The organism is Propionibacterium ruminifibrarum (genome assembly GCF_900289195.1).
GTDB classification, from domain to species: Bacteria; Actinomycetota; Actinomycetes; order Propionibacteriales; family Propionibacteriaceae; genus Propionibacterium; species Propionibacterium ruminifibrarum.
Genome location: NZ_OMOH01000003.1, coordinates 325,391 through 339,204 on the forward strand (window position 1 = coordinate 325,391; position 13,814 = coordinate 339,204).

The following is a 13,814-nucleotide window of genomic DNA, read 5'->3' on the forward strand; positions in this document are numbered from 1 at the left end:
GTGCGCGTAAGCAGTTCTGACACTGAGCCGTCTGCACCCCCGAGGAAGAAATGCGCCACCTCCGCACGCGCGGGGCAGCCCTTGCTGTCCCGCTCATGATCATCGCGTCCATCATGTCGGCCCTCCCCTCCGCGGCCGCCGATCCGGCCGCGGACGATGACACCGCCGTCACCACCAGCGCCACGGCGCTCGCCCACGATGGCAGGACCGAGGCCACCGCGGCCGCTTCCTGCTGGGAGATCAAGCAGAACGACCCCGGCTCGGCCGACGGCACCTACTGGCTGCAGACGCCAGCCATGGACGCTCCGGGGCAGTTCTTCTGCGACCAGACCACCGATGGCGGCGGATGGGTCATGATCGGGCGCGGCCGCGAGGGCTGGCAGAGCTACACTCAGGGCTGGGGCGACCAGTCCCTGTTGCTGACCCGGGATCGCTCGGGCGCCAACCTCGATGTCGCCCAGCTGCCGGCCGCCACCGTGGACGGCCTGCTGAACAACCAGCCGGTCGCCAGCCTCGACTCGGGCTACCGCGTCGTGCGCGCCGCGAACGCTCAGGGCACCAAGTGGCAGACCATCGACATCCGCCCCACGCAGACTCAGGGCTGGGTCTGGCCGTTCAAGACCTACACCACGTACAGAGCTCGCTTCGACAACGGTGGCTGGAACTACGGCACCACCATGGACGAACAGCTGCTGCCCAACTGCTACTGGACCGCCTGCGCCAAGTCGATCGACGTGCGGTCGAAGTCGGAGAACGGCTTCAAGGCCGGCTGGGCCTACTCGAAGTTCGCATTCCTGCGCACCGGCACCTTCATCACCCAGCCCAAGAGCGGCAGCCAGTACCTGCCCTTCGCCGAGATGTACGTCCGGCCGCAGGTCACCTCGGACGATCCGGGATTCGCCGCCATCGCCGACTCCGGCACCGCCGCGATCCCCTCTCGCACCGACAACGCAGCCTCCGAGTACGCCCAGAAGACCAATTGGGGCGTGAGCGGCAACCTCACCGGCTCGGTCACCGAGGGCAGCATTCAGGTGCAGGCCTTCGCCCAGATCGGCAGCACCATGTTCGTCGGCGGCAACTTCACCGGCGTGCAGCGCGGCTCGAACGGGGAGGTGCACGACACGACGGCCCTCGCCGCCTTCGATGCGAACACCGGCGAGTGGAACGGCGCGCTCACCTTCAGCTTCGACAACCAGGTGCACGACCTGCTGGCCCTGCCGGACGGCAGGCTCCTCGTCGCAGGCGATTTCACCACCGTCAACGGCTCGGCCCATGCGGGCACCGTCGTCATCGACCCGGCCACCGGAGCGGTCGACGAGTCCTGGGACCTGCAGATCGTCAATCGGCTCTCGAGCGGCACGATGACCGTGAAGACCCTCACCACCGACGGCACCTACGTCTACCTGGGCGGTGCGTTCACGCACCTGTCCGGCCAGGGCGTCCAGAACTCCTACGGCCGGGCCGCGGCCCGCGTGGACGTGTCCACCGGCAAGCCCGACCGCTCGTGGAACCCCGAGTTCAACGGCTCGGTGTGGGGCTCCAGCGTCGACACCGACACCGGCAAGTACTTCGCCGGTGGCTACTTCTCGAAGTCGGGAACCACCGACGTCAAGTGGGCGGCCTCGATCTTCACGGCCCCCGGCGCCCGGGTCGATGACTCGTTCACCTTCGTCAGCTCGGTCACGGGCTACACCTACACGTACACGAACCCGAAGAAGTCCTACCAGCAGGCCGTCGACGTCGTGGACGGCAACGTCTACTTCGGCGGCTCCGAGCACAACCTGTTCCGCTACGACATCGCCACCATGAACCGCCAGTCCGGCTCGATCACGCTGGCCAACGGCGGCGACATCCAGGCCATCGAGTCGAACAACGGCGTGACCTACGCGTCCTGCCACTGCTCCGACTTCGCCTACCAGGATGCCTACAGCTGGGATGAACTGACCAAAGAGGCCTGGACCGAGGCCGATCCGATCCGCTGGGTCGGCGCCTGGGACAGCGCCACCGGCGAACAACTGAACTGGACCCCCTACAACCTGAGCTCCACCCGCTCCACCGGCGCCTGGGCGCTCAAGGTCACCGACAGCGGCATCCTGTGGGCCGGCGGCGACTTCAACAACTCGTACACCTCGCCCACCGGCCAGCAGTGGAACGGCGGGTTCGCCCTGTACGGTCCGCGCGACAACACCCCCACCGAGGCGCCCGGCCTGCTGCGCGTCACCGGCTCGGATGACGACACCGTGACCCTGGCCTGGGGTGCCGTCCCCGACGCCACCGGTTACCAGGTGCTGCTCGACGACCGCACGATCGCCACGACGACCGCCACCTCGGTCACCGTTCCCCGTGCCGGCAACCAGCGCTACTTCGTCCGCACCGTTGACGGCAACGGCAACATCAGCGCCTCCTCGCCGGTCGTCGTCGCCCCGGAATCCGGCGCGGCCGACGACTCCAGCCCTGTTCTGCTCGAGGACGACGCGACATGGTCCTATCTGTCAGCTGACACCGTCCCCGCCGAGAACTGGACCGGCGCCGACTACGACGACTCGTCCTGGTCCTCCGGTGCGGCCCCCATCGGCTACGGCGACGCCGAACTGAACACGGCGATCACCCCGGCGCCGGCGCTGAGCCGCCCGGTCACCACCTACTTCCGCAGCTCGTTCACCGTCGGCGACGTCTCGGCCATCAGCGGCGTGTCCGTCTCCTATGTCGCCGACGACGGGGCCGTGGTCTACGTCAACGGCACCGAGGTCAGCCGGACCCGCCTCGATGACGGAGCCGTCACGGCGACCACCCGCGCCAATGCGGTCGTCAAGACGGCGGCGGCCCGGGCCGACCGCACGGTCGTCACGGTGCCCGCCTCGGCGCTCGTAGACGGCGAGAACACCATCGCCGTCGAGACGCACGTGAACTACCGTTCCAGCGCGTCCATGACGATGCAGGCCATGGTCACTCGCGTCGACCAGGCCGACATGGCCGGCGAGCCCGCACCCGATCCGGCGGCCGAACCCGCTGATCCGGGGGTCGAACCCGCTGGCGGTGAGGCCGCCGACCCCGCGGAGGAACCCGGGGCCGAGCCCGCCGATCCTGAAGCGGAACCCGCCGGTGAGGCCACGACCCCACCCGAGCCCGTCGACCCCCTCCAGCCCGTCGACGCCACGAACGCCACGGGCGAGGTGATCCCGGCCGGCTCGCAGTGGTCCTACCGCTACGAGACCACGAAGGCCGAGGACGGCTGGAACGATGACGCCGACCTCGGCGAGTGGAAGACCGGCGCCGGCCCGATCGGCTGGGACAGCAGGAACAGCACGATCAACACCCCGCTCGAACGGGGCCTGGCCAGGACGGCGTACTTCAGCCGCGACATCGACCTGGGCACCGTCACCGACACCACCAAACTGATCCTCAAGGTCAGGGCGGACGACGGCGCGGTGGTCTTCGTCAACGGCACAGAGGTCGGCCGGCTGCGCATGAAGTCCGAGGACATCGACGGCGACGGCAGGCCCGACAACGTGATCCAGTTCACCGACAGCGCCACCCAGGCGATCAGCACCGTCGAGGCGAGCAAGGACGAGAACATGCTCACCATCGAGCTCGATTCCTCGGTGCTGCGTGACGGCGTCAACCGCATCGGTGTCGAGACCCACGCCAACTACATGGCGACGCTCTCGCTCACCTTCGACGCTGAAGCGACCCTGGAGCGCTGACCCATGACGGACCGGCACGCACGTGGCGGCCTGGACACGGCATTCCTCACGCGTTTCGCGCGTGAGGTGGGCCGCCCAGGATCCGTCGTCACCTGGCTGAACCACTGGTCGCTCCTGCATGCCGACCCGGCAGCCCTGAGCGCGATGGGTCTCATCGGCTTCGACGGCACTCTCCTGCAGATGGTGCTCGCCCGTCACGGCCACAGGGCCGGGCGCAGTTCCGCCGACCTGGTGCTGCCCATCGTCCTGGACGAGGTCCTCGACCCGGAGGCCCCGGTCGCTCTCATCGGCGCGGCGCCCGGGGTCGCGGCCGGTGCCGCGGCCAGTCGTCTCGGCCGCCATCCCGCGGTCGCCTTCGACGGTTACGGCGAGCTCAGGGCCCTCCAGTCAGACCCCCAGCGGCTCATCGACTTCGGACCCCGCCTGGTCATCATCGGTCTGGGTGCCGGGCTGCAGGAGCGGGTCGCACTGCAGGTCCACGAGTGGTTGCCCAGCGCCTCGGTCGCCACCGCCGGAGGCTGGATCGACCAGCTCGACCGGTCGGAGCGGTACTTTCCCGCCTGGGTGCACCGCCTGCGTCTGGGGTGGGCCTGGCGCATCGCCCATGAGCCCCGCCGTCTGCTCGGCCGCTACACCCTGGAGGCCGTCCGGTTCATGGCTGCCTCCGGGCAATTCGTCGAACAACTCGAGACGATCGGTCCCCTCACCGAACTGGGCATTGACCGCCGCCAGCACGATGGTGACATCGCGGCGAGCGCCGCAGGCCGATCCTGAGCGTGCGTGCGGCCCCCGGGCCCGCACGGCATAGGATGTGTCCGTGACTGATGCCCAGTACGCAGATCTTGGCCTCCCCCTCATCCATGCCGGAAAGGTCCGCGAGCTCTACTCGCTGCCCGACCAGCCCGGCCGGATCCTCATGGTCGCCACGGACAACATCTCGGCCTTCGACTACGTCCTCGATTCCACGATCCCCGACAAGGGCGTCATCCTCACCCAGTTGTCGCTGTGGTGGTTCAACCACCTGTCGGGCATCGTCGCCAATCATGTGGCGAGCACCGACGTGCCCGAGGCCGTCAGGGGCCGCGCGGTCATCGTGCACGAACTCGACATGATCCCCGTCGAGTGCGTCGCCCGCGGCTATCTCACCGGCTCCGGCTGGCAGGAGTACCGGGAAACCGGCATGGTCTGCGGCGTCCGCCTGCCCGAGGGACTGCATGACGGCTCCGCCCTGCCCGAGCCGATCTTCACCCCGGCCATGAAGGCCCCGGTCGGCGAGCACGACGAGAACGTCACCTTCGACGAGATGGTCGACCGCCTCGAGGTGCCCGACGACGGAGAGCAGATCCGCAACCTGACGCTGTCCCTCTACCGCGCCGCCGAGCCGGTGGCCCGCAAACAGGGCATCATCCTGGCCGACACCAAGTTCGAGTTCGGCAAGCTCTCGGACGGCCGCATCGTGCTGGCCGATGAGGTGCTGACCCCCGATTCGTCTCGCTTCTGGGACGCCAAGGCCTACGACGAGGACGGCACGCTCGTCAGCTTCGACAAGCAGTACCTGCGCGACTGGCTGCTCAACGAGTCCGGCTGGGACCGTGGCTCGGGCGCTCGGCCCCCCGCGCTGCCCGATGCGATCGTCGAGGCGACCCGCGCGCGGTACGTCGAGGCCTACGAGCGCCTGACCGGTGAGCACCTGGTCGTCTGACGGCGGGACACGCACGATAGGGTTCTGGCATGTCACGAGTTGTTGTGGACGTCATGCCCAAGCCGGAGATCCTGGATCCTCAGGGCAAGGCCATCACCGGGTCGCTCCAGCGGCTCGGCTTCGAGGGGCTGTCGGTCCGGCAGGGTAAGCGTTTCGAGATCGAGGTCGCCGGCGACCTCACCGAGGAGCGGCTGGACCAGATCCGTGACGCCGCCGAGAAACTGCTGGCCAACACGGTGATCGAGGCCTTCACCGTCCGCGTCGAGGAGGACTGACATGGTGCGGATCGGGGTCGTCACCTTCCCCGGCACCCTGGACGATCAGGACGCGCTGCGGGCCATCAGGATCTGCGGCGCAGAGCCGGTCGGCCTGTGGCACGCCTCGGATGATCTCCAGGGGGTTGACGCAGTGGTCCTGCCCGGCGGCTTCAGCTACGGCGACTACCTTCGGTGCGGCGCCATCGCCCGTTTCGCGCCGGTCATGGGCCAGGTCATCGACCAGGCCCGCAAGGGCATGCCGGTCCTCGGCATCTGCAACGGTTTTCAGGTGCTGTGCGAGTCACACCTGCTCCCGGGCGCCATGATCCGCAACGAACACCGCAAGTTCGTCTGCCGGGAGCAGCGCCTGCGCGTGGAGACCAACGACACCACCTGGACCTGCGCCTTCGCCCCGGGTGAGGAGATCAGCATCGTGCTGAAGAACGGCGAGGGCAATTACATGTGCGACGACGACACCCTGAAGTCGCTCCAGGACAACAACCAGATCGTCTTCCGCTACCTCGGCAACCCGAACGGATCCCGCGACGACATCGCGGGCGTGACGAATGAGGGCGGCAATGTCGTGGGCCTCATGCCCCATCCCGAGCACAATGTCGACGAGCTCATCGGGACCTCGCTCGACGGCCGCCGGTTCTTCGAATCCGTCCTGCAGTTCCTCTCGGCGCGGGTCTGAGCCCCCGGGCCCGCGGCGGGCGACCGCCTCGTACCCGGCACCGGCCCGGGGATTCGTCCCGCCTCAGTCGCCGACGATGGCCCGGGCCGTCGCGGCGTCCAGAACGACATCGGTCATGAGCCCGGCCTCCAGGACCGTGCTGATGGCCGGGGCCTTGGCCGGGTCCGCCGCGACGAGCAGTCGCTGCCTGATGCGGCGCAGCTCGTCGAAGGGGAGCCCGGTCGATCTTTCGTTGACGTTGATCTTGTCGGTGCTGGCATCGGTGCGGAAGAAGATGCCGCCGAGGTTGCCCACGACGTGCTCGCGCTCCATCTGCGCCATGTCGGCGCTGGTCAGGTAGCCGGAGTCGTACAGGTGGCCCGGCAGGTCACCGTCCGGCGTGCCGACACTGGTCAACAGCAGGTCGGCCTCGGCCCGCAGCGTGAGGACCTGCTGGATCGACTTCTCCTGCCACATCGCGGCGCGCGTGTTCGCCGAGTCGAAGAACGCCGGCACGGGGAAGTAGTGCACCCGGGCGTCGAACGCGCTGCCGATGCGGTCGAGGATGAGGCTGGCGTAGTTCGTGCCGAGGGTGGCCACATTGCCCGAGCCGTGCAGCTGGACGACCTGCATGTCCTGAACGGGGTGCGGGCGCAGCTGCAGTGAGATGTTCTCGACGGTGCTGCCCCAGGCGACGTCGAGGATCACCCCGGGCCGGACGAAGGCATCGAGCCAGGCCGCGGCCTGACTGGCGACGGCCAGCATGCGCGCCGAGGCCCTCTGCGGCTGCTCGACCGGGGCGACGATGGCGCGTACCCCGTAGCGCTGTTCGACCTGGCGGCGCAGCAGGTCGATGGGATTCTCGTCCCGGTGCACGGTGAACTGGATGATGCCCGTCTCGCGGGCCTTGGCCAGCATGCGCGAGACCGTGGAGCGCGAGACCCCGAGCTGGGCGCCGACCTCCTCGACCTTCTTGCCCTGCACCCAGTAGAGCTCGGCCGCGTCGGCCAACCTGGCCCGCTCCAGGGGCCGCAGTGCCCTGCGCGGCCGGTTCGGCTGTTCGGTCGTCATACGGGTGGCTTCCTGGATCGGGGACGGCTGGCGCTCAGCCTCGTCACTGAGACGAGCCAAGCATAACGCTGCACTGTCAACAATGCGACATTTTCCCGTTCTTCTTACAAATGACCCTCCTTGTGGCGCAAAAGGTGAGAAATTGTGTAAGCTGCGTCTGCATCGAGGTTCGCCCCGAGCAGTCCTTCACTGTTCGTCACTCACACATCGAGGTACGTGCATGTCATCGCCGACATCCATCACGACCGAACGTCCCACGCACTACCGGTGGGTTGTTCTCACGGTCATCTTCATCACCTACGTGATCTGCATGGCGGACCGCTCCAACATCGGAGCCGTCCTGCCGATGATCAAGGGAGAGTTCGAGATCTCCAACTTCGCGTCCGGCGCCATCTCGAGCTTCTTCTTCCTCGGCTACGCGATCTCACAGATCCCGGCCGGCCTGGTCATGACCAAGAAGGGCACCCGGCACATCGTCTCGCTGGCCGTCCTGCTCTTCTCGATCATCACCTTCTGCATGGGTTTCGCGACCACCGCCGTGGCGCTGCTCGTCCTGCGCCTGCTGCTCGGTCTCATGGAGGGGCCGACACCCGTCGGCATGACGTCCACGGTGAACGCCTGGTTCCCGCCGAAGGAGAAGGGCACCGCCACCGGCGTCTACATCGCCTCGACGCAGTTCGCCCCGATCATCGTGCCGATCATCGCCGTCGCACTGGCCAACGCCCACGGCTGGCGTTCGGTGTTCCACTGGTTCGCCGTGCCCGGCGTGATCATGGCCGTCGTCTTCTTCCTCGTCCAGCGCACCCGTCCGAGTGAGTCCAAGCGCGTCAACGCGGCAGAGCTCGCCCACATCAACGACACCAGCGTCTCCGACGTGAAGAAGAAGGCCGACTTCGGCGACATGGGGTGGATCGACCGCCTCATCCGGCTGCGCGACGTCAAACCGCTCGACACCAACGGCAAGATCATGCGGTCGTGGAACATCTGGGGCAATACGATCGCCTACTTCTTCATGAACAACGTGCTGTACGGCATGCTCACCTGGATCCCCTCGTACCTGGTCGCCGCCCGCGGCTACAACTTCATCAAGATGGGCTTCGTCGCCTCCGCCCCGTCGATCGGCGGCCTGATCGGCGCCCTCATCGGCGGCATCGTCTCCGACCGCGTCTTCCGCGGGCGCCGCAAGCCCACCATGCTCATCACCGCCCTCATGACCGCCGTCATGATGGTCATCGTGCTCGTCGTCCCGCAGAACACCGTCCTGGTCGTCGGCTCGCTGATCCTCACCGGCTTCTTCCTCAACATCGGGTGGCCCATGTTCACCGCCTACGCGATGAACCTGACGACCGACGAGACCTATCCCTTCGCCATCTCGGTCATCAACTCCGGCGGCAACCTGGGCGGCTTCTTCGCCCCGATCATCGTCGGGGCCCTGCTGGATGCCTTCTCCGGTAACTACACGGTGGCCTTCAGCTACTTCGTCGTGGTCCTGATCATCGGCCTCGTGCTGATCCTGACCCTCACCGAGGCCCGTCCGCAGTCCAAGCCGGAGGCCGCGGCAGCGGCGCAGGCCTGATCTCTGCAACGATGGACCCTGCACAAGGAGGTGCCCAGAGATGGCGAATGTTGGAATCGTCGCCGATGACCTGACCGGCGGGACGACGGTCGGCGCGCTCATCGCCCGCGAGGGCGTGCCCGCCACCGTGTTCTTCGACCCGTCATACGTCGAGACGACGCCCCTGCCGGACAACGCCGCGGCGATCGTCAGTACCGACTCACGTGCCATGCCCGCAGAGGTGGCCTACGACCGGGTGCGCAGGGCAACCCTGACCCTCAAGGGCAGGGGAGCCACGATGTTCGCCAAACGCATCGACACCACGGTCCGCGGCGGCGTGGGGCCCGAGGTCGAGGGCATGCTCTCCGCGCTCGGCCCCGACTACATGGCGGTCATCGTGCCGGCCATGCCCCAGTCGCGGCGGGTCGTCCTCGAGGGTTACTCGCTCATCGACTCGGTGCTCCTGACCCGTACCGGCGTCGCCCAGGACGTGCGCACGCCGGTACGGGAGGCCCATCTGCCCACCCTCTTCAAGGCGCAGTTCAAGGCGAAGCTCGGCCATGTGAACATCAAGCCCGTCATGGCTGGCAAACAGGCCATCAAGCATGAACTCGTCGAGTTGCGCCGCGAGGGCACCAGGATCTTCCTCATGGACGCGCTGAGCATCGACGACGTCGACCAGATCGCCCAGGCGGTCGTCGACCTCGGCTGGAGGATCGTCTGCGTCGACCCGGGGCCGTTCACCGATCGTGTCGCCGTGCACTCAGGGGCCATCGAGCCGGCGGAGGTGCCCCAGCGCGTCACCCGTATCGACCCGGTGCCGGGCGAGACGGGCACTGTTCTCGTCGTGGCGGGCAGCGCCACCAAGGTGACGCACAACCAGATCACCCGGCTCACCCGGGAGCCCGGGGTCGTCACGCTCTCGATCGACGTCCTGGCGATGCTCGACAAGGACACCAGTGTCTACGAGGCCGAGTGCCGCAGGGCCGAGGCCGAGGCGAGGCGCCTGCTCGATGAGGCAGCCACGCCGCCTCGCGTGATGGTCTGCGCGCTCGACACCGTCTACGCCGGCACCACCACCCCGAAAGCCGTCATGGAGGAGCTGTCCGGTCTCACTGGCCCCGAACCGGCCAAACAGCTCACCGTCCGCTTCGGCGGCCTTGCCCGGCGCATCCTCGACGTGCTCGGAGCGGAGGACTGCGCCGGTGTCTACCTCACCGGCGGTGACGTCATGGTCGCCAGCTGCGAGGCCTTCGAGGCCAAGGGCATTACGCTGGTCGACTACGTCATCCCGCAGATCGACCAGGGAACCATCACCGGTGGCCCCTTCGAGGGGCTGCCCGTCGTCTGCAAGGGCGGTCTGACCGGCACCGAGGTCACCGCCATCCAATCTGTCAACCGAATCCTCGACGAAAGGATGCGCACTCATGGCGCAAACGCGTAAGCCCGTCATGGCGATCACCATGGGCGATCCCGCCGGCATCGGCCCGGAGATCACCCTCAAGACCATCCAGGACAAGCGGATCTACGACATCTGTGATCCCTTCATCATCGGCAGCGCCGACTCCCTTCAGCAGGCGGCCGAGATCCAGGGGGTCAAGGACCTGGACATCAATGTCATCACCGAGCCCGAGCAGGCACGGAACCAGTACGGCACCATCGACCTGCTCGAGACCGGCGTCGAGCCCGACGCCCAGATCGAGTTCGGTCAGATCCAGGTCGCGGCGGCCAAGCGGGCCTACTCCTACATCGAGAAGTCCATCGAACTCGGCATGGCCGGCCGGATCGACGGCGTTTCCACCGCGCCGATCAACAAGGCGGCCCTCAAACAGGCCGAGGTGCCCTACATCGGGCACACCGAGATCTACCAGGCCCTCACGAACTCGCCCTACGCCCTGACGATGTTCAACGTGCACAAGCTGCGTGTCTTCTTCGTCAGCCGCCACGTCTCGCTGCGCGAGGCCTGCGACCTGGCCAACCACGACCGCATTCTCGAATTCCTCAAGAACATCGACACCGAACTGAAGAAGTTCGGTTTCGAGCACCCGTCGATCGGCGTCGCGGCCCTCAACCCGCACGTCGGCGAGGGTGGTCTGTTCGGCACCGAGGAGATCGAGCACATCGCCCCGGCCGTCAAGGACGCCCAAGGGCTAGGCATCAATGCCCACGGCCCGGACTCGGCCGACGCGATCTTCGCGTTCAACCTCGACGGCCACTACGACGCCATTCTGTCGATGTACCACGACCAGGGGCACATCGCCTGCAAGACGCTGGACTTCCAGAACGCCGTCACCCTGACCCTCGGCCTGCCCTTCATGCGCAGCTCGGTCGATCACGGGACAGCGTTCGACATCGCAGGCAAGGGCATCGCCCAGGGCGAGTCGATGATCGAGTCCACCCGCGTGGCCGCCGTCTACTCCCAGATGCAGATCGACGCGAAGGCCAAGGCGGAGCAGTCCTGAGGCGCTCGCCCGCAGAACCCGCCCGCTGACCGTCCTATAGGGTTGACGGCGGGGCCGGCACTGAGGCCGGAACCCGCCGTCAACCGTGGGGCGGTCCTGGGCATCCAGCTCACACGCACACCGTCCGTGACGAGGAGAGGACACAACACATCATGAAGCTCATCTTCGGCTGCGATCCCAACGCCACCGAGTTCAAGAAGGGCCTGATGGCCAAGGCCGTCGAGCTCGGCCACGAGGTCGAGGACTACGGCGCCGACGACCCGATCTACGCCAACGTGGCCACCAAGGTCGCCGAGGACGTCGTGGCGGGCAAGGCCGATCGCGGTGTCGTCGTCTGCGGCACCGGCATCGGCGTCTCGATCGCCGCCAACAAGGTCAAGGGCGCCTACTGCGCCTGCGTCGCCGACGTCTACCAGGCCCAGCGGGCCACCCTGTCGAACAATGCGAACCTGATCGCCATGGGCTCGCAGGTGCTCGGCATCGAGACGGCCAAGGTCCTGCTCGAGAACTACCTGGCCAACGAGTTCGACCCCAACTCGCGCAGCGGCGTCAAGGTCGCGCGTATCCGCGAATACGAGAACGAGCACTGAGCGGTGCGGGGAAGCCGGGATCTGGACATGAGTGAACCGATCGTCGCGGTGAGTCTCAAGATGTACTTCGAGCGGGCCCGCACGCTCGACTACGCCCGCTCGCTCGTCGAGCTGGTCGGCGCCGAACAGGGCCTGTCCGAGGCCGTGCGAATGGCCGTGCTGCCGGACTTCCTGACCATCGCCGAGGCCGGGACCATTCTCAACGGCTCGGGCATCGTGCTCGGCGCCCAGGACCTCTGCCAGGACGACCGCGGTGCGCGCACCGGCGAGGTGTCAGGCGCCGACCTGGCGGCTCTCGGCGTCGGGGTCGTCGAGGTGGGCCACGCCGAGCGCCGAACGATCTACCGCGAGGACGATGCGATGGTCGCCGCGAAGACCGCGGCGGCCGTCCGCAACGGCATCATCCCACTGCTGTGCATCGGTGAGGCCGAGCGCTCCACCGAGGCGGAGGCGGCCGCCAAGTGCATCGCCCAGGTGCGCTCCGCCCTGGCCGGTACCCGGCCGGACGATCTCTGGCTCGGTTACGAGCCCTACTGGGCGATCGGCGCTCCGGCTCCGGCGCCGTCCGAGTACGTCTCGGGCGTGTGTCGTCTGATCCGCGAGGGTCTCGGCGACGTGCCCGGCCTGAGCCTGCTGTACGGCGGCTCGGCCGGCCCCGGCCTGCTCGGTACGCTCGACCCGGCGATCGATGGCCTCTTCCTGGGACGCTTCGCCCACGACCCGGCCGCCTTCGTCTCGGTCGCCAAGGAGGCCCGTGACCGCGCGGTGGTCTGAACGGAGCCGTGACCCGCTTCTCGAACCCAGACGCACTGGCAGGAGCCGCCGGTACCATGCCCGGCGGTTCCTGCCAGTGCTGCGCACTGTGAGTCCGGTGTTCTTCCTCCCCGAGTGGCGCTCCGGGGAGATGTCGTCGGCGAGTGAGGCGCCAACGGGTCACGGCGGTGTCACATCTGGGCCGTGAGGCGTTTCGTCGCGGTTCTCATGTGGGCCCGCATGGCCTGTTCGGCGGCCTCGACGTCGTGTTTCTCGAGTGCCCGCAGGATCTTCTCGTGCTCGCCCAGGGACTCGACGGCGTCGGCCACGCTGCTCAGTGCCCGATCCATCCAGATGCTCAGCAGGGTGCGGCAGGTGCGCAGCATGTCGGCGGTCAGGGTGTTGCCGCAACTGTCGACCAGGATGACGTGGAAGCGGTAGTCGATGGGGATGGTCTTCTGCACGTCGGGGAGTGCCTCGCGCATTGATTCGATGTTGTCCTGGAGCAGGCCGATGGCCTGCTCGTCGGCGCGTTCGGCGGCCAGACGTGCCGCCTCGACCTCGAGTGCCGAACGGACCTCGAGCAGCTGCTGCGTGTCGTGCTCGCCGAGCAGCATGCCCCAGGTCAGCGTCTTGGGCAGCAGATCCGATGTCGTGCCGCGCACGTACGTGCCCGCCCCGGGGCGCACTTCGACCAGGCCCAGCAGCTCGAGGGCGGCGAGCGCCTCGCGGACGGCCGAGCGCCCCACCCCCAGCTTCTCTGCCAGTGCGCGCTCCGGCGGCACCCGATCGCCCGTCGACAGGGGGCCGGTGCCGAAGTGAGCCAGCAGGTGCTGAGCGACCTCGGCGGCCGTGGTCCCGCGGGGGAGCGTCGACATCTCCTGGAGGAACTCGTCGGCAGGGCCGGATGCGTATGCGGGCATGCCGTCAATCTACTAGGCGTGACGTGGCCGGTGCCGAGCACGAAAAGATTACATGTTAACCGGTTGACAGGTTTACCGGTGTTCTTCTAATCTCGTCCCCATACCGACGCCGCGCAGCGTTGCG

General features: G+C 67.6%; 10 protein-coding genes and 1 pseudogene. 9 read left to right on the forward strand and 2 right to left on the reverse strand.

Going from position 1 to position 13,814, the window contains the following annotated elements; translation table 11 throughout:
* The first annotated feature begins 95 nt into the window (after window positions 1–95).
* The 4 genes and pseudogenes from PROPJV5_RS05140 (at window position 96) to purQ (ending at window position 6,357) form a co-directional block, all read left to right on the forward strand.
* A complete protein-coding gene (locus tag PROPJV5_RS05140; protein ID WP_220474335.1) occupies window positions 96–3,704 on the forward strand; it encodes a fibrinogen-like YCDxxxxGGGW domain-containing protein in 3,609 nt (1,202 codons plus the stop codon).
* Window positions 3,705–3,707: 3 nt separating this feature from the next.
* Window positions 3,708–4,478: a WecB/TagA/CpsF family glycosyltransferase gene (locus PROPJV5_RS05145; protein ID WP_119715258.1), complete on the forward strand. Its 771-nt coding sequence runs from the start codon at window positions 3,708–3,710 to the stop codon at window positions 4,476–4,478.
* A gap of 43 nt (window positions 4,479–4,521) precedes the next feature.
* Window positions 4,522–5,681, forward strand: a pseudogene (locus PROPJV5_RS05150) (phosphoribosylaminoimidazolesuccinocarboxamide synthase).
* Between the two features lies 1 nt (window position 5,682).
* Window positions 5,683–6,357 carry a phosphoribosylformylglycinamidine synthase subunit PurQ gene (gene purQ / locus PROPJV5_RS05160; protein ID WP_119715261.1) on the forward strand — a complete coding sequence of 225 codons (675 nt, stop codon included), beginning with the start codon at window positions 5,683–5,685 and terminating at the stop codon, window positions 6,355–6,357.
* Between the two features lie 63 nt (window positions 6,358–6,420).
* Here the strand turns inward: purQ and PROPJV5_RS05165 are convergent, their stop codons facing one another.
* Complete coding sequence (locus PROPJV5_RS05165; protein WP_119715262.1) at window positions 6,421–7,407, reverse strand: sugar-binding transcriptional regulator; 987 nt, start codon at window positions 7,405–7,407, stop codon at window positions 6,421–6,423.
* 220 nt (window positions 7,408–7,627) lie between these two features.
* On the opposite strand from PROPJV5_RS05165, the gene PROPJV5_RS05170 reads away from it, so the two are divergent.
* The 5 genes from PROPJV5_RS05170 to PROPJV5_RS05190 all read left to right on the forward strand — a co-directional run bounded on the left by PROPJV5_RS05170 (window position 7,628) and on the right by PROPJV5_RS05190 (window position 12,788).
* Complete coding sequence (locus PROPJV5_RS05170) at window positions 7,628–8,983, forward strand: MFS transporter (protein WP_220474336.1); 1,356 nt, start codon at window positions 7,628–7,630, stop codon at window positions 8,981–8,983.
* A 40-nt stretch (window positions 8,984–9,023) separates the two neighbouring features.
* A complete protein-coding gene (locus tag PROPJV5_RS05175; RefSeq protein WP_119715264.1) occupies window positions 9,024–10,406 on the forward strand; it encodes a four-carbon acid sugar kinase family protein in 1,383 nt (460 codons plus the stop codon).
* Window positions 10,390–11,424: a 4-hydroxythreonine-4-phosphate dehydrogenase PdxA gene (pdxA, locus tag PROPJV5_RS05180; RefSeq protein ID WP_119715265.1), complete on the forward strand. Its 1,035-nt coding sequence runs from the start codon at window positions 10,390–10,392 to the stop codon at window positions 11,422–11,424. Before PROPJV5_RS05175 ends, pdxA begins: the two co-directional genes overlap by 17 nt.
* Before the next feature lie 152 nt (window positions 11,425–11,576).
* Window positions 11,577–12,014, forward strand: coding sequence for an RpiB/LacA/LacB family sugar-phosphate isomerase (locus PROPJV5_RS05185; RefSeq protein WP_119715266.1), 438 nt, complete (start codon window positions 11,577–11,579; stop codon window positions 12,012–12,014).
* Between the two features lie 27 nt (window positions 12,015–12,041).
* Window positions 12,042–12,788: a triose-phosphate isomerase family protein gene (locus PROPJV5_RS05190; protein ID WP_119715267.1), complete on the forward strand. Its 747-nt coding sequence runs from the start codon at window positions 12,042–12,044 to the stop codon at window positions 12,786–12,788.
* A gap of 170 nt (window positions 12,789–12,958) precedes the next feature.
* Here PROPJV5_RS05190 and PROPJV5_RS05195 read toward each other — a convergent pair whose 3' ends face one another.
* Window positions 12,959–13,690: a FadR/GntR family transcriptional regulator gene (locus PROPJV5_RS05195; RefSeq protein ID WP_119715268.1), complete on the reverse strand. Its 732-nt coding sequence runs from the start codon at window positions 13,688–13,690 to the stop codon at window positions 12,959–12,961.
* Window positions 13,691–13,814: the final 124 nt, after the last annotated feature.